Here is a 15,670-nt window from a genome sequence, read left to right on the forward strand (position 1 = left end):
CGGCCCCCTTATAAAACTGTTATTTAGAAGAAATTACTTTTTTGATTCTTTAAAAAATTTATTTTAATAGTAAGAACTAATATCTTGTGATTTGGTGTGAAAATATTTATATACTATTTGAATTTTTCAGTCCTGACTATTAAAATAAATTAAAAAAACAAAATGAATTATTTTTCCAACTGCTTATTATAAAAACTAACTGTTCAAGTTGAAGAGTGGGAAATGAAACGAATAAATACCCTTCAACTCTCTTAAGTTTTCATGATTGTACCGTTTTGTTTAAAGATCTTCTATGCTTTATAGCTGGAAATAAACATAATTCATTTTGTTAAAACTAACATTGTGACTTATATCTTGTTTCTTGTGAAATAATCTGTTTTCTTATCATCCATTGCTTTTATATATAACTAATTTGTGTTGCAATGTTTACATTTACAAAATTGATCATATTGCCTGGATTTCTTCTTATATTATTTTAATTATTAATTATACAATTTTCACTTTTGTGTGAATAGTATGTATTAAATATAAACTTTCTTCTAAAAAACCAACTGTTGAAAAAACTTTGTTCATCATACTTTCATGATAAAATTATCAATATTCAATCCTGAAGAATGGTACTGCCAGTTGATCGTAATAATTTCTGTTATTGCCTTTTTCAACCCTTCATAAGTTTCCGGCTGTCTCATAAAAACATTGGCTCCGTCAACGAATACTTCTTCAATTTCAGTCTCAGAAATCTGGTGAGCATAGACTACAGTTACTATAGTACTGAATTTGGGATCTGTTTTAATTTCTTTCAGACAATCCATACTGTTCTTTCCCGGATTATCATATCTGATGAAGATTACTTCCGGAACAATGGCCCCGCAGCTTTTCAAATAGTTCATAAGTCCTTCCCCATCGGAAAAACACTGCGACTTCACACCAATCTTTAAATCCTTGAAAATATTTTTAAAGAATATTATGTTTCCTTCGTCATTATCTACCGTTATTACATTCAGATATTCCTTATTCATACAGCATTTTTGAATTTATAGCTATCGCCTGCTTTTTTCTTCTTTTCATGACGATCTTCTGGAACTGGGAAGGCGTAATTCCGGTGGTATTTTTAAATTGAGTACTCAAATGCGCTACACTGGAATAATTCAGCTTATGCGCAATTTCTGTCAGACTCTGCTTATTATTCAGAATCAGCTCTTTGGCATATTCTATTTTCTGAAGGATGATAAAATTTTCTATTGATGTATAGGCAACCTCGGAAAAAAGATTGGAAAGGTATCCGTAGCTGTGATTCAGCCTTTCAGCGATGTAAATAGATGCCTTAACGGGAACTGCATTTTCAGAAAAGACAAGTTCTACGATGGCATCTTTTATTTTTTGTACCAAAGCCGTTTTCTGGCTTTCTATGATTTCTATTCCGTAATCTTTAAGATTTTTCTTAAAAAGATTATGCTGCTCCTGGGTAAATGGTTCATAGAATTCCACCTCGCCAAAGTTCAGCAGGCGGTATTTCAACCCATGCTCTTTTAGCTTTTCATCCAATACTTTCTTGCAGAGAGCATTGAAATCAAATTTTACATACATTTTCATCCTGGTATAAGTGTGTTGAATTTCGGAGTAAATATAATAATTTATTTCATTTAAAAGTGAAATAGAATTATTTTTTTAACATAATGTATAAAAAGAAAAAACTCCTGCATATTGAATACAGGAATTTAAACACTAAGGATGAAAAAAATATACTGATAAAAAGCTATAAAAGCTCAAAACCAAGCATATGAATGTATTATTGAAAGTGATTTGGTTCTGATACAAAGATGAAGTAAAAAGAAACATCACTTGTTATAGAATTAAAATTAAATGTTACAGAATTTTAAGTCAATCATTTGTGAAATACATACTCCATTAAATAATCGTCCATGACGAAATTTCCGCCTATATCCAAAACTACTTCATCGTATACTCTGTATCCCTGAGATTCATAAAATTTTTTAGCAGAATTCTCTTTATTCACGTTTAAAATAATTCGTGTGTTTCCACTTTCAGATACTTTATCTTTTAAAAAGGTCAGTGCTTCTTTTCCAAATCCCTTTCCTTTACTTTCAGGAACCAAATAGATCCGGTGGAGTTTTGTAGTTCCTGCCTCATAATTGTTTTCATAACCGATAAAGCCTTCAAAAGAATTATTATCTTCATCAAAAATGAGATAATAATGATAATCCGGGTTTTGAAGCTGACTTAAAATTTCTTCCTCCGAATACATTTTATCCAGCATGTACTCTATCTGTTCCGTAGAAATAATGCCCACATAAGCACTCTCCCATGATCTTCTGGCCAAATCCCGGATCAATGGAATATCCTTTTCTGTTACTTCCGTTAATTTCATATTTTAAATTTTACGATTAAAAAAAGTGAAAAGCCGCAACTTTTCACCTTGATATTTTGATGTCAATGATGAACGGCCAACGGTACATTTAAGATTGACTATTCACTTGCGAAGCAAATTTCACAATTGACTATCCGATTTTCGTCATTTCAGCTTTGATCTTCGCATAAAGCCCCTCTGAAGCAGCAACTAAAGGAAGTCTCAAATAATTTTTAATGATTCCTTTTTCCGCAAGAACCACTTTTATCCCGCATGGATTTCCTTCTGCAAAAATCAGTCTTGTGATATCAACTAATTTATTGTGGATTTCGTAAGCTTCTTTTACTTTCCCCTCGAAAGCCAGCTGAACCATTGTGGAAAACTCTTTAGGATATCCCTGCCCTATAACAGAAATGACACCATCTCCACCGGCTAAAGTGACAGGAAGTGTATATTCATCATCTCCCGAAACCAGTGAAAATCCTTCAGGCTTCTTTCTTAAAATATCGAAATACTGAAGAATATTCGGTGCTGCTTCTTTGATCATGAATAAATTCGGGAATTCCTTGGCAATGCGGATCGTAGTATCAGCTTCAATATTCTGTCCCGTTCTTGACGGAACGTTATAAATAATGATATTTTTACCGGTAGACGCCAGCATTTTATAGTGCTGGTAAAGTCCTTCCTGGTTAGGCTTGTTGTAATACGGGGACACAGAAAGCACAGCTTCAAATGCAGAAAGATCTGTTTCTTCAATCTGTTTCTTGACTTCAAGAGTATTATTACCGCCAATTCCTAAAACCAAAGGAAGACGTTTATTATTAACCTTAATGATATGCTCAATCACCTGTTTCTTCTCCTCATCAGAAAGCGTTGCAGCTTCTGCTGTAGTTCCCAAAACAACTAAATAATTGGTTCCGTTTTCGATATTATAGTCAACAAGTTTAGTTAAACTGTCGAAATCAACGGATAAATCTTCATTAAAGGGTGTTACCAATGCAACACCTACTCCTTTTAAAATGCTCATCTGCTAGAATTATTTTTGCCAAATTTAATAATTTACGACAAGAATTTGTAATAAATAATAATGTTTTATTATACATATAATTATATTTGCATATACTAAAAGATAGTATGACATCGCTGCTACCAAACTCATTTATAAAAAAGCTATAGATACCGGCGATTACATATGACCTTTAAAAATAATTTGCAACATATGAAAAATAAATTCTTGTTACTAGGAATTGCTCTGGCTACACTCACTGCCTGCAAAACAGCATCCTCGCTGCAGCTGGCTCAGGTTCAGCCCCAGAAAAATATTTCTATTAATAATGAGCTGAAAAATGATGAGGCGTTTGTAAATGTCATTGAACCTTATAAACAGAAACTGGATAAAGAGATGAACCAGAAGATTTCCCACACCAGCGTAGACCTTACCAAACAAGGGGATAACAGCAATCTTGGAAATCTTTTGGCCGATTATACTTTTGAAGGTGCCGATGCATGGGCAAAAAAGAATCTGAATAAAAATGTAGATGCGGCCCTGATCAATATCGGAGGAATACGTACAACAATCGGAAAAGGTGATATTCTTCTGAAAAGCGTTTTTGAAGTAATGCCTTTTGAAAATGAGGTGATTATCGTAAAAATGAAGGGTTCGGATCTTCAGGGACTTTTTGACTATTATGCAAAAACACAGGTCAACAATCCTGTTTCCCATTTATATATTGAAACCAATAACGGACAGCTCACCAAATCCCAGATCAATGGCCAATCTGTAAATCCTTCGCAGGATTACTATATTGCCACTTCAGATTATCTGGCATTGGGCGGGGACAATATGAAATTCTTTTCCAAAGGAGAATCTATTTCCACAGGGATCAAACTGAGGGATCTTTTCATTGAGTATTTCAGGAAAACTCCTGAAGTAGTTCCAAATACAGATGTTCGTTTAAATTTTATCGGTAAGAAATAATGGATAGAAAAAGATTTTTAAAAGTAATAGGTGGCGGATCTTTAGCAGCAGCTCTAGCTCCCAATATGATGATGGCGGAAGAATTGAAATTCAATCCTTTTAAATCCGCAAATAAACTGACCATTCTTCATACCAACGATCAGCACAGCAGAATTGAACCTTTCGATGCAACCTATACAAAAAATCCCAATCAGGGAGGTTTTGCCAGAAGAGCAAGCCTCATACAGCAGATCCGAAGCCAGGAAAGTAATGTTCTTCTTCTGGATTCCGGTGATATTTTTCAGGGAACTCCTTATTTCAATTTTTTTGGAGGCGAACTGGAATTCAAACTGATGTCTATGATGAAGTATGATGCTTCCACCATGGGAAATCATGATTTTGACAATGGTCTGGACGGATTTTTAAAAGTGCTTCCCAATGCGCAGTTTCCATTTATCTGTTCAAATTATGATTTTAAGAACACGGTTCTGGACGGAAAGACTTCACCGTATAAAATCTTTAATAAAAACGGAATAAAAGTCGGAATTTTTGGTGTCGGTATCCAGCTGGATGGCCTTGTAGGCAAAAAACAATATGGAGAAACCGTATATTCGGATCCGGTAGAGGTGGCGCAGCATTATTCCAACTTCCTGAAAAACGAACAAAAATGTGACCTTGTCATCTGCCTTTCTCATATAGGCTATGATTACAAAGATGAACCTGATAAAATAAGTGATAAAATTCTGGCTGCCAAAACGGAAAATATTGATATCATTCTGGGCGGGCATACCCATACTTTTTTACCTGAACCACAAACATTTACCAACAGACAAGGTAAAAATGTTCTGGTGAACCAAGTAGGATGGGCAGGTCTTCTCCTTGGCAGAATAGATTTTTACTTCGACGCAAATAAAAACGTAAAGCACATTTCCTGGAACAACCAGGCAATAGACAGCAGCATAACCGTATAATATGAAAAAACTCTCTTTAATCTCTCTGGGTATTTTGGCCTCCCTGCAATTCATGAATGCGCAGGTAATTTCATCAAAAAATGGACGGATCTTTTTTCCTATAATAATGTCCTTGCCATGAAGGAAGACAATGGAAAAATAATTGCCGCCACTGAAAACGGGATATTTTACTATACCATTTCAACCGGGGAGATTACAAAGCTGTCAAAAGCTAACGGGCTGCATGACGTCAGTATATCTGCCTTTGATTATAATCCACAGACTAAAATAGGGATTATAGGATACACAAACGGTTCGATGGATGTTATTACCCCGCAAGAGATTAAATATATTGTTGATATTCCTATCGCAACAGGTTACAACGGAAGCAAAAAAATCAATCATATTTCTATTACAGGAGATCAGGCTGTAATATCTGTAGGATACGGAGTTTCCATATTCAATATTAATAAAAAAGAATTCGGAGATTCTGCATTCTTTGTGAGTGGCGGCGTATATGAAGCAAGTAACGAAGCAACTATATTCGGAACCAAAGTTTACTCTGTAACAAATACCGGCCTTAAAAGCCACGAAATGAATACTACATTTCCGGTATTTTCTACATGGACTAATGAAATTCCAGGATCATACAAGCATATTGACGCTGAATCGTCACTTATATTTTCCTCTGCAACATCAGCCTACATTTACAATAACGGTACCGGTACGCCATTACCTGCCAGCTTTTCAAATATTCAGGATATTGTCATCAATGCCAGCAATATTGTAGTAACGGATAACAGAATATATACTTTTGGATTAAACGGAGTATCACAGAATGCCGTAAGTGTAGGAGAAGACTGTAATACAGCAATTACCGCAGGCGGAAAAATATACGCCGGAACAATATTGTCCGGAATAAAAGAAGAAAGCGGAACCACTTACAAGCCATCAGGACCATATTCTAACTCTTCTTATAGGATTAACCTGTATGACAATAACCAAATGCTAGTGTCATCAGGATCCAGAGTCAACAGATATAACCAGCCAGGGGATAATCCCAAAAAACCCGGATTTTATTATTTTAATGGCACAGAGTGGCTGCGTTCCTCTTTTTTCAACAACTACCGCACCCATAAATGTATTGGATGCTGTATTCAACCCGGCTGATAACAGTGAAGTATTTTTCACCAATTATACGGTTACTGCACAGGGTGTATATAAAATGAAGTACAATTCCAGTACTAAAGATTTTGATTTTGTAAAACGATATGATCTCGGATCACCTGGTGATTACTCTCACCGTCCTGTAGGTTTTGCCCATGATCCTCAAAATAACCTTTTTGTTTCTTTCGGCTTCAACTATGGCAGTCCATCTATAGGTATTTATGACAGAGGAACTGATGATTTCGTCATCAAAAAATTCGGGATAACGAGTGATGGTGCACAAACACCGGTTTATTATGAAAATATGCTATGGTTCCCACTTCCTAGAACAAATAATTTCATTGTATATGATTATAAAACCCCTACCAACCTTTCGGATGATACGGATTATATATTAAAAGACACCAATGGTTTTGCAGGAAACTCAAAAGGAACTTTATCCGTAGCTTTCAGCAAATCCGGAGACGCCTGGATCGGTACTGACAGTGGATTAAGAATACTACCTAATGCCGCTACGGCAATAAAAGATCCAAACCCAACAGTGGAGCCCATCATCATAGAACAGGGCGGACTTGGAGAAGAACTTTTCAGGGACGGACAAGTATTGCAGATAGAAGTAGATGCGGGTGATTACAAATGGCTTTCTGTAGACGGAGGAGGAGTATACTATCTGTCTGCCGATGGACAGCAGACTATAAAGCATTTTACAAAAGAAAATTCACCTCTTCCCACCAATTCTGTTACCGATATAAAGGTAGACAGAAAAACCGGAAAAGTGTATTTTGTCACTTTCAACGGCATTGTAGCCTATCAGGGAGACGTCGCTGATGTGAATGCCAACTTCGGAAATGTAGTGGTTTATCCAAACCCTGTTGTGTATTCAAACTTTAAAGGAAAAGTAACTATTAAAGGACTTGCGGAAAAAACAAATATCAGAATCACAGATTCGGCAGGAAATGTAATTCACTCTGCGGTAGCCAGAGGAGGATATTACGAATGGGACCTTAATAATCAAAAAGGCACCAGAGTCGCTTCAGGTATTTATTTTGTCCTGATGACCAATGAGGATGGCTCAGATAAAGCTACTGCAAAAATAGCTGTAGTTAATTAATGATTTCACAAAACGGATTTTTATTATCATTCATAAAATATGGTGAAAATGATGCAGTTTTGCATTGTTTTACAGAAGAGGACGGCTTTCAGACGTATTTCGTAAAAGGTATTTATTCCAAAAGAAATAAAAAGAAAGCCCTGCTCCAGCCATTAAGTATGCTGAATTTCACGGTTAATCCTGCAAAAGGAAACGGAATTCCGCTGGTTTCTAAATTTGAGCTGGTGAAAAATCATGATATGTATACGGATATCAGAACCAACACGGTAATCTTCTTCATATCAGACTTTCTGAATCAGGTTTTGAGGCACGAAAATAAGAATCCCGGGCTTTTCTTTAGTATTGATCAGTTTATAGACGAGTTGATGGCTAAAAATTACCAGTGCCATTTGTTGTTTTTAATTACAGTATTGAAAATCCAGGGAGTTGCTCCCCTGATGCATGACGGCCCTTATCTGGACCCTGAAACCGGGACATTTTCCGAGGTCCCTGCCCATCAGCTGTTCACTAATGAAATTTCCGGTTTATGGAAAAAATTCTCTGCGCAGAAAACCTTTATGCCACAAAAATTCATTCTTCACAGCGAAAAGATTTTCTGGACAGTATTTTAGTGTACTATCATTACCACATCACAGATTTTAAGATCCCGGCATCGCTTGAAGTGATACAGCAGATCTTTGAATAGCAGAGATAATATTCGAGGTTATAAATCGCTTTAACTGCTAGCTTTTCACTTCTCCCGGCATTTCTGTTTCGGCTTCTGCAATTTCTTTTTGGAGAATCTTGGCTGGAGGATCTTTGCAATCAGTCCCGTCCATCCGGTCTGGTGTGAAGCTCCCACACCTCTCCCATTATCCCCGTGGAAATATTCGTAGAACAAAATGTAATCCTTAAAATCAGGATCGGTTTGGAATCTTTCGTACTGGCCGTTCACAGGACGTTTTCCGTTTTCATCCATTAAAAATATTTTAGAAAGTCTTTTGCTTAAAGAATCTGCAATCTGGTCCAGATTTGAATAATTTCCGCTTCCTGTTGGGTATTCTACCAGGAAATCCGGACTGTAGTAGAAGAAAAATCTTTGAAGACTTTCAATGATCAGAAAGTTGATAGGAAACCAAATAGGTCCGCGCCAGTTGCTGTTTCCTCCGAAAAGTCCGCTATCGCTTTCTGCAGGCGTATATTTCACACAATAATCTGTCCCGTTCAAATTGAGTGTATACGGATTCTGCTCATATTCTTTAGATAATGCCCGGACTCCGTAATCGCTCAGAAACTCTTCAGGATTCAGCATTCTGCTTAACAGCCTTTTCAAACGGTGTCCGCGAAGCAGCGAAAGAAGGTGCTTTGAATCCTGACCTTTTACTTCCCATCTCGATACAAGGGCAGCCAGTTCAGGCTTATTTTCGAGAACCCATTTCATTCTTTTTTGAAATTAGGAAGTTTTTCTATCATTTCATCGTCTATAACCTCAACGGCAAACATAGGGATCAGCCCTACAATGGTTCTTAACCTTAAATACATATGATTTCCGTCATCGGAACTGATGGCATCGTAGAAAAATTCATCTTCCTCGTCCCACAGGCTGAACTTTTCATCTCCCATATTATCCAGTGAATTGGCAATAGAAAGAAAATGTTCAAAGAACTTCATGGCCATTTCTTCATATACATTGTTATACAAGGCCAGTTCAAGGGCAATGCGCATCATATTAAGCGCAAACATGGCCATCCAGCTTGTTCCGTCGGATTGTTCCAGTTGCTCCCCGTTTGGAAGCGTTAGATTTCTGTCGAAAACACCAATATTATCAAGTCCTAAAAACCCTCCTTCAAAAATATTATTGCCATTGCTGTCTTTTTTGTTCACCCACCATGTAAAATTCATGAGCAGCTTTTGGAAGGCGCTTTCCAGAAACTGGAGATCGGGTTTTCCTTTGATATATTCATCAATTTTAAAAACCCGGAAGGCAGCCCATGCATGAACCGGAGGATTTACATCACTGAAATTCCACTCGTAGGCGGGAATCTGGCCGTTTGGATGCATATACCATTCGAACAGGAAAAGTTTTAGCTGGTGTTTGGCAAAATCCGGATCAATAAGTGAAAAACTGATCGTATGAAATGCCAGATCCCATGTTGCATACCAGGGATATTCCCATTTATCAGGCATTGAAATGATATGTTCATTATTGAGGTGCTTCCAGTCGTAGTTCCTGATCTTTTCCCGGGATTTGGGAGGCGGCATTTCTGCAGGATCTCCTTTCAGCCATTTTTCAACGTTATAATGATAAAACATTTTGTTCCACAGCATTCCTGCAAAAGCCTGTCTTTGAACCAACTTTTCATCATCGGACGATATTCCTTTCTGAATCTCGGCATAAAATTCATCTGCTTCTTTTTTCCTGAGTTCAAAAATATCTTCAAAATTGGCAAAAGGGTCTTTTAAATCCTTTTCCGACATTCTGAATTCAAAAATTTTTGTTTCTCCCGCTTCCAGCGTTTCATCAATAAAGAAAGAAGCTTTAGTCCCGGTACTTTTGGGATTCACAGCCTGTGAATTTCCGTTGATAACAAAATCGTTAATTCCATCTTTACAGTATCTTGACTGATTCGGGGACTTGTAGAGTTTTTCCGTATTGCTCTCATTATTACAAAACAATGTCTTCAGGGACTGTTTGGCATACAAATTCCTGATTTCTATGTCTTTATGGCTAACGGCTATATGCTCTGCGTTTTCGCTATCCAGCCTTGGCAGATAATCATCATAGCCCCAGCTCCATGTATTCCTGAACCACAACGTAGGCAGTATGACAATCGGAGCTTCCTTTTCAGATTTATTAACTACTGTAAGCTTAATCAAGATATCGTGCTCACTTTCTTTGGCATATTCAATGAAAAGATCAAAATATTCATTCTGATCAAAGATTCCTGTATCAATCAGCTCATACTCAGGTTCATTTTTATTTCTTTCTGCATTTACCTTTAAAAGATCTTCATAAGGAAAAGGATTCTGCGGATATTTGTACAGCATCTTCATGTAAGAATGCGTAGGAGTGGAATCGAGATAATAAAAATATTCCTTGACATCTTCCCCGTGATTTCCCTGTCCGTTGGTAAGCCCAAAGAAACGTTCCTTCACTATTTTATCTTTTTTATTCCAGAATCCTATGGAAAAAACAAGCTGCTGAAGATCATCACAAATACCACAAATTCCCTCTTCTCCCCAACGGTAGCTTTTGGATTCTGCAGTATCATGGGTAGTATAATTCCATGCATCTCCGTTTTCGCTGTAATCTTCACGGACAAGCCCCCATTCACGGTTACTGACATAGGGCCCCCATTTTTTCCATGTTATTTCTGAAAGTCTTTGTTTTTCGGACATGTGTTGTTTTTGTAAAATTTATTGTAGAAAGAATAAAGAGAAAGACTTAAGGCGGATTTCAGACTATTAAAATAGAAACTTTAATTACTGACAACAAGTAACCAGCAATCATTTCCACTCACCCTCAAACTCTCAAACCCCGAAACTCGAAACCTGAAACCCGCATCACATCTATCCTCCTGTAGAAAAGCTTTCAAAAGTGGTCATCGCTCCGTCTACAAATATGCTGGTTCCTGTAATATAATCGGCAAGATCACTTGCTAAAAAAGCGGCTAAATTTCCGATATCCTGCGGCTGTCCGATTCTGTTGTAAGGAATAAGGTTCAAAAGTGAATTTAATGCCTGAGGCGTGCTCCATGCATCTTTATTGATAGGGGTCTGGATAGCGCCCGGGCAGATAGAATTGACACGGATCTTATCCGCCCCATATTCCTGAGCAAGGGTTTGCATCAGCATTCTGATGGCTCCTTTACTGGCTGCATAATTGGCATGTCCAGCCCAGGGAATAATTTCATGAACTGAACTGATATGAATGATTTTTCCGCAGGCAATGGATCGGGAAGTATCTATACCTCGACGCAGAAATTCTTTGATTGCCTCCCTTGCACAAAGGAACTGCCCGGTAAGATTGACACCGATTACTGCATTCCACTGATCGAGAGTCATGTCTGTAAATTTGGCGTCTTTCTGAATCCCTGCATTATTGATCAGAATATCCACAGTTCCAAACTGCGAAACAGTATCCTGAAACATTTTGATCACCTGGTCTTCTTTGGAAACATCACACTGATACGTAATCCCGTTTCCGCCGGTATCAGTAATTTCTTTTAAAACAGCCTGTGCTTCTCCCAGAGATCGTTCTGAGGAGTGATTGACCACTACAGTAGCTCCTGCAGCTGCAAGAGATTTTGCAATTCCTGAGCCTATTCCACTGGAGGCACCTGTAACAACAGCCACCTGATTTTGAAGGGATATTTCCATATTTTTTATTTGTATTTTACTCAAAGTTAATGGAAAGAATCAAGCCAAACAGAAAATCTGGAATTAAAATTTTCTTAAAGTTTCTTATACATGAGGTATTGCGGACCGCTTCTTCCTATCCTGCTTTTCCCTTCGTACAGGTAACCTGTTTTGAGGTAAATCTGATAGGCGGAAATATTCTTCTGGTTTACTGCAAGAACAATTTCATCACAATCGGGGAAGTTTTCCCTCACAAACCGGTCTACCAGCTGCATCGCTGCTTTTCCGATTCCTTTTCCCTGTAAATCAGGGTTGACAGATAAAGATCTTAATAAAACCGATTTTTCATTGTCGGTAAGGTCCAGTTTATCCTCTCCAAAATCGAGCACAAAAAAACCGGCAGGCTTTTCATCCTGAAGAATGGTAACTGCCGATGCCTTACTGTCATCTTGTGTAATTCTTTCCAGAGCTTTTTCTACTGTTGAAGTATACTGCAGTTGATGTTCATCCAAAGCATAATCAAGCCCGGAAAAATCAGATATCTCGAAAAACTTTAAACTGACCATATTTTTTTTAATGATGATAAATATCCTGATACATCACTCCAGCCCTGATCTCTACAGGAAGCTTATTTTCTTCGGGAACAACCGGACAATTATAGTCGTAAGCGTTATATGCACAATATGGCTGATAGGATTGATTGAAGTCCAGAATAATCGTATTGCCTTTCGGAATTCTTAAATCCATATATTTTCCGCCGCCATAGGTTTCTTTTTCGTTGGTAGCATCACGAAAGGGAAGGAAAAGATAATCTTTATATTTTTTCTGTTTGATCAGGTCAAGACTTTGATATAAAGTAAGGGTATAGGGTTTTCCATCCAGCTGAAATGTGGCTTTTCCATATTCACGATAAGATTTGGTTTTTCCGGAAGATGTTGGAAGGTCAAAAGGCTTAGGATTTTTAGTCTTAACCAGTTTTGCCGTAACCCTGTATTTTAAATCAAACGGGAAGAAAGGATGTCCTTTAAAATTGGTAAAATTATCTCCTCTTAAAGGTGTTTCCTTAGGATTCAGATATTCAGCATTCAGTTCTTCCTGGAATTTCTTAACTGCCATAACTTCCGGGGACACCATTTTTTGAGCAAAAGCAAAAAACGGAAAAAGCAAAATAAGGATCAGGTATTTTTTCATCTTCAAAGCAAATTATACGTAAAATTAAAAATTTTCTATAGCATGAAAGGTTAAAATTATGATAAAAAGACACAATCTATTTTAAATAATCAAAATTCCATTTTCTTTAGCATATTTTTTGACCAACCGAGCACATGGACAGGAAGAAATTCATTAAAACAAGCTTATTGGCGGTATCGGGATTTTATTTTCTTAATTCTGAGCTGTTTCAGGCTGTACAACCCACAACAATACAATCTGGTAAGGAGGTCATAGAAGCACCAATACTTATTATCGGAAGCGGTTATGGCGGTGCTGTATCTGCTCTTCGTCTCTGTGAGGCAGGGAAAAAAGTCGTGATGCTGGAAATGGGTCTGAATTGGGAGAAATCCGGAATTCCTTTTTCCAATATGCTGAAACCCGGAAAGAGTGCCGCATGGCTGAAAAAGAAGACGATTGCGCCTTTTATGAATATTTTTTCTTTAACTCCATTTACGGGTACACTGGACAGGATGGATTTTGAAAACATCAATATCTGGGTAGGCAGAGGAGTTGGCGGAGGTTCCCTGGTTAATGGCGGAATGGCCGTTAATCCGAAGGAAAGCTATTTTAAGGAAGTATTTCCTGATCTGGATGCCGAAAAATTCTATAGCTATTATTTTCCACTGGTGCAAAAGGAATTGAAAGTCAATGTTATCGGTGAGCAGTTTTTAAAGGATTGTCCTTATTATCAATTTACAAGAGTAGGTGAAGCAGAAGCCCATAAAGCCGGATTTAAAACCATACGGGTTCCGAATGTATATGATTTTCAGTATATGGAGAAGGAATACAGAAATGAAGTTCCCCGATCTGCTTTCAACACGGAAGTGATCTACGGAAATAATCACGGGAAAAACAGCCTGGACAAAACCTATCTTAAAAGAGCCCTGGAAACCGGAAATCTTGAAATCCTGGATCTTCACCATGTCGAAGATATAAAACTCAACGGCGATAAAACATATACTTTACAGGTCCGGCAAACTGACACTTCGGGAGCTACAGTTTCGGAGAAGAAATTCAACTGTAAAAAGCTGATTCTTGCCGCCGGAACAATGGGAACTTTACAGCTGCTTCTGCATTCCAATGCAGTTAATGACTTTCCTGTTCATGAGCAGATCGGGAAAAACTGGGGAAACAACGGCAATTTCATGACGGGCAGAAACTGGGTAAAACCTCTTTCGGGCGGAACTGGTGCTAAACAATCTACCATTCCTGTAGGCGGTATAGATAACTGGGAAGATGATGAACATCCTTTTTTTACTGAAATAGCTCCGCTTCCAATGGGAATGGATGTGGCAACAGCATTGTACCTTCTTATTAACAGGGTTGATAAAAAAGGGAAAGTTTCTTATGACCCAAACACAAAGAAGATCAGTTTAGACTGGGACCAGAGCAATACCGTTAAAATGAGGGAAAATGCCAACTATTTCATCAAAAAGATGAACAGGGCCAATGACGGTACAAGGAGTCATTTTTTATTTAACAACGGTTTCGGGGCAGATATATGTTACCATCCGCTGGGTGGTTGTGTATTAGGTAAAGCGACAAACGAATACGGAAAATTAAAGGATCATGACAATCTTTATATTTTAGACGGTTCGCTGATTCCCGGAACCATTGGTGTCAATCCTTTTGTAACGATTACAGCTATTGCAGAATACTGTATTGAAAACCTGATCCGGCAGAATGAGTTTGCTTAACAATCAAGGCATTGATTTTACCTCATCGAAGTATTTCCTGATATCATTTTCCAGCTTCTGAGGATACTCAAATTTTAACTTTTCTGCTAAAATGGTCCCAAGCTCGTGTACCAGGTCTGCAGTGGCATATAAAGCACGCCAGTTTTCTTCGGTGCTGCTTGCCGAAAAGGTAGCTTCTACCCTTTCCCAGAGTTCTACGGGCAGGTAGTTTCTGAAAAGGCGGCCATGTTTATTTGTGGTGATATTTTCCCAGTTGTGGCTGCCGGCAATATACCATTCAATGAGAGGCACAAGATAATCAGTTCTGATTTCCCCGAACATGAACTGAGCATAGAACAGATCTTCTCGTTTAAGGCATTTTACCACATAGGTCGTATCCCACCAGAAATCGTTCATCACTTGCCTGAATTTCTTCTCCGTTGGTTTTTTGATCATTATAGATTGATAGGTAGGTAATTTCATATGCTTAGTCAGATGATCCTTATCAATCAAAACCTTATAACCTACATCCCAATCATCAGGAAGGACTTCTCCCTGAATTTCTTTTTCAAACTCTGATCTCTGATACAGCTTAAAATCCACTTTTACATGATCTGCATAAAGTACCATTTTCATGGCATGCTTCTCGTCAAAATACGTTTCATCTTCTTCCAGCATTGAAATGGGCTCGCCAAAGAGGTCAATCCATTTCGTATCGGTCTCATAATCTTTCATATTTTCGAAAACGAGCTCAATATCCAGGTCACTGAAATCATCTACCGGAGCATAAGGATTCATGAGCGAACTGGTAAGCAATACGGTGCGGATATCAGGGTTATTTTCTGCCCAGCTGATGATCTGTTTTAATTTTTCCTCGCGTGCTAACATATG

16 protein-coding genes are annotated in these 15,670 nt (G+C 37.8%); 6 read left to right on the plus strand and 10 right to left on the minus strand.

All coding sequences use genetic code 11. The features are described from left to right. Window positions 1-572 precede the first annotated feature (572 nt). The 4 genes from N4G44_RS22165 to dapA form a co-directional block, all read right to left on the minus strand. Window positions 573-1,019, minus strand: coding sequence for a response regulator (locus tag N4G44_RS22165; RefSeq protein WP_474929943.1), 447 nt, complete (start codon window positions 1,017-1,019; stop codon window positions 573-575). Further along, window positions 1,012-1,593, minus strand: coding sequence for a helix-turn-helix domain-containing protein (locus N4G44_RS22170; protein WP_474929944.1), 582 nt, complete (start codon window positions 1,591-1,593; stop codon window positions 1,012-1,014). The genes N4G44_RS22165 and N4G44_RS22170 overlap by 8 nt, the downstream gene beginning before the upstream one ends. 292 nt (window positions 1,594-1,885) lie before the next feature. Beyond that, window positions 1,886-2,389, minus strand: coding sequence for an N-acetyltransferase family protein (locus N4G44_RS22175; RefSeq protein WP_474929945.1), 504 nt, complete (start codon window positions 2,387-2,389; stop codon window positions 1,886-1,888). Between the two features lie 130 nt (window positions 2,390-2,519). Continuing rightward, the gene (gene dapA / locus N4G44_RS22180) at window positions 2,520-3,395 is read right to left on the minus strand and encodes a 4-hydroxy-tetrahydrodipicolinate synthase (protein ID WP_474929946.1); all 876 of its coding nucleotides are present in this window, start codon (window positions 3,393-3,395) and stop codon (window positions 2,520-2,522) included. Between the two features lie 192 nt (window positions 3,396-3,587). Here dapA and N4G44_RS22185 point away from each other — a divergent pair, with 192 nt between their 5' ends. The 5 genes from N4G44_RS22185 (at window position 3,588) to recO (ending at window position 8,164) form a co-directional block, all read left to right on the plus strand. Next, window positions 3,588-4,346 (plus strand): 5'-nucleotidase C-terminal domain-containing protein, encoded by a 759-nt coding sequence (locus N4G44_RS22185; protein ID WP_474929947.1) that lies wholly within the window; start codon window positions 3,588-3,590, stop codon window positions 4,344-4,346. Continuing rightward, complete coding sequence (locus tag N4G44_RS22190; RefSeq protein WP_474929948.1) at window positions 4,346-5,296, plus strand: bifunctional metallophosphatase/5'-nucleotidase; 951 nt, start codon at window positions 4,346-4,348, stop codon at window positions 5,294-5,296. Before N4G44_RS22185 ends, N4G44_RS22190 begins: the two co-directional genes overlap by 1 nt. 117 nt (window positions 5,297-5,413) lie before the next feature. Then, window positions 5,414-6,445, plus strand: coding sequence for a PorZ beta-propeller-like domain-containing protein (locus N4G44_RS22195; protein ID WP_474929949.1), 1,032 nt, complete (start codon window positions 5,414-5,416; stop codon window positions 6,443-6,445). Next, a complete protein-coding gene (gene porZ / locus N4G44_RS22200; RefSeq protein ID WP_474929950.1) occupies window positions 6,420-7,553 on the plus strand; it encodes a type IX secretion system anionic LPS delivery protein PorZ in 1,134 nt (377 codons plus the stop codon). The genes N4G44_RS22195 and porZ overlap by 26 nt, the downstream gene beginning before the upstream one ends. Then, window positions 7,553-8,164, plus strand: a complete 612-nt coding sequence (recO, locus tag N4G44_RS22205) for a DNA repair protein RecO (protein ID WP_474929951.1) — start codon at window positions 7,553-7,555, stop codon at window positions 8,162-8,164. The genes porZ and recO overlap by 1 nt, the downstream gene beginning before the upstream one ends. Window positions 8,165-8,283: 119 nt before the next feature. Here recO and N4G44_RS22210 read toward each other — a convergent pair whose 3' ends face one another. The 5 genes from N4G44_RS22210 to N4G44_RS22230 form a co-directional block, all read right to left on the minus strand. Further along, entirely contained in the window at window positions 8,284-8,973 is a 690-nt protein-coding gene (locus N4G44_RS22210) for a hypothetical protein (RefSeq protein ID WP_474929952.1), read from the minus strand. Further along, window positions 8,970-10,931 carry an MGH1-like glycoside hydrolase domain-containing protein gene (locus N4G44_RS22215; RefSeq protein ID WP_474929953.1) on the minus strand — a complete coding sequence of 654 codons (1,962 nt, stop codon included), beginning with the start codon at window positions 10,929-10,931 and terminating at the stop codon, window positions 8,970-8,972. The genes N4G44_RS22210 and N4G44_RS22215 overlap by 4 nt, the downstream gene beginning before the upstream one ends. A gap of 171 nt (window positions 10,932-11,102) precedes the next feature. Next, the gene (locus tag N4G44_RS22220) at window positions 11,103-11,912 is read right to left on the minus strand and encodes a glucose 1-dehydrogenase (RefSeq protein ID WP_474929954.1); all 810 of its coding nucleotides are present in this window, start codon (window positions 11,910-11,912) and stop codon (window positions 11,103-11,105) included. A gap of 74 nt (window positions 11,913-11,986) precedes the next feature. Continuing rightward, on the minus strand, window positions 11,987-12,457 hold the full coding sequence (locus N4G44_RS22225) for a GNAT family N-acetyltransferase (protein ID WP_474929955.1): 471 nt from the start codon (window positions 12,455-12,457) through the stop codon (window positions 11,987-11,989). A gap of 7 nt (window positions 12,458-12,464) precedes the next feature. Continuing rightward, the gene (locus N4G44_RS22230; RefSeq protein WP_474929956.1) at window positions 12,465-13,082 is read right to left on the minus strand and encodes a DUF1684 domain-containing protein; all 618 of its coding nucleotides are present in this window, start codon (window positions 13,080-13,082) and stop codon (window positions 12,465-12,467) included. Window positions 13,083-13,216: 134 nt separating this feature from the next. Here N4G44_RS22230 and N4G44_RS22235 point away from each other — a divergent pair, with 134 nt between their 5' ends. Further along, window positions 13,217-14,800 carry a GMC family oxidoreductase N-terminal domain-containing protein gene (locus N4G44_RS22235; RefSeq protein ID WP_474929957.1) on the plus strand — a complete coding sequence of 528 codons (1,584 nt, stop codon included), beginning with the start codon at window positions 13,217-13,219 and terminating at the stop codon, window positions 14,798-14,800. Window positions 14,801-14,803: 3 nt separating this feature from the next. Here the strand turns inward: N4G44_RS22235 and N4G44_RS22240 are convergent, their stop codons facing one another. Continuing rightward, entirely contained in the window at window positions 14,804-15,667 is an 864-nt protein-coding gene (locus tag N4G44_RS22240; protein ID WP_474929958.1) for an AadS family aminoglycoside 6-adenylyltransferase, read from the minus strand. Between the last annotated feature and the right edge of the window lie 3 nt (window positions 15,668-15,670).

The organism is Chryseobacterium sp. GTID13 (assembly GCF_056172655.1).

What these genes read in the sequence shown, in the direction of transcription:
- N4G44_RS22185 (WP_474929947.1), top strand. Translation starts at nt 3,588, where the DNA reads ATGAAAAATAAATTCTTGTTACTAGGAATTGCTCTGGCTACACTCACT.
- N4G44_RS22230 (WP_474929956.1), bottom strand. Translation starts at nt 13,082, where the DNA reads ATGAAAAAATACCTGATCCTTATTTTGCTTTTTCCGTTTTTTGCTTTT.
- N4G44_RS22235 (WP_474929957.1), top strand. Translation starts at nt 13,217, where the DNA reads ATGGACAGGAAGAAATTCATTAAAACAAGCTTATTGGCGGTATCGGGA.
- N4G44_RS22210 (WP_474929952.1), bottom strand. Translation starts at nt 8,973, where the DNA reads ATGAAATGGGTTCTCGAAAATAAGCCTGAACTGGCTGCCCTTGTATCG.
- N4G44_RS22195 (WP_474929949.1), top strand. Translation starts at nt 5,414, where the DNA reads ATGAAGGAAGACAATGGAAAAATAATTGCCGCCACTGAAAACGGGATA.
- recO (WP_474929951.1), top strand. Translation starts at nt 7,553, where the DNA reads ATGATTTCACAAAACGGATTTTTATTATCATTCATAAAATATGGTGAA.
- N4G44_RS22170 (WP_474929944.1), bottom strand. Translation starts at nt 1,593, where the DNA reads ATGAAAATGTATGTAAAATTTGATTTCAATGCTCTCTGCAAGAAAGTA.
- N4G44_RS22225 (WP_474929955.1), bottom strand. Translation starts at nt 12,457, where the DNA reads ATGGTCAGTTTAAAGTTTTTCGAGATATCTGATTTTTCCGGGCTTGAT.
- N4G44_RS22240 (WP_474929958.1), bottom strand. Translation starts at nt 15,667, where the DNA reads ATGTTAGCACGCGAGGAAAAATTAAAACAGATCATCAGCTGGGCAGAA.
- dapA (WP_474929946.1), bottom strand. Translation starts at nt 3,395, where the DNA reads ATGAGCATTTTAAAAGGAGTAGGTGTTGCATTGGTAACACCCTTTAAT.
- N4G44_RS22175 (WP_474929945.1), bottom strand. Translation starts at nt 2,389, where the DNA reads ATGAAATTAACGGAAGTAACAGAAAAGGATATTCCATTGATCCGGGAT.
- N4G44_RS22220 (WP_474929954.1), bottom strand. Translation starts at nt 11,912, where the DNA reads ATGGAAATATCCCTTCAAAATCAGGTGGCTGTTGTTACAGGTGCCTCC.
- N4G44_RS22215 (WP_474929953.1), bottom strand. Translation starts at nt 10,931, where the DNA reads ATGTCCGAAAAACAAAGACTTTCAGAAATAACATGGAAAAAATGGGGG.
- N4G44_RS22165 (WP_474929943.1), bottom strand. Translation starts at nt 1,019, where the DNA reads ATGAATAAGGAATATCTGAATGTAATAACGGTAGATAATGACGAAGGA.
- N4G44_RS22190 (WP_474929948.1), top strand. Translation starts at nt 4,346, where the DNA reads ATGGATAGAAAAAGATTTTTAAAAGTAATAGGTGGCGGATCTTTAGCA.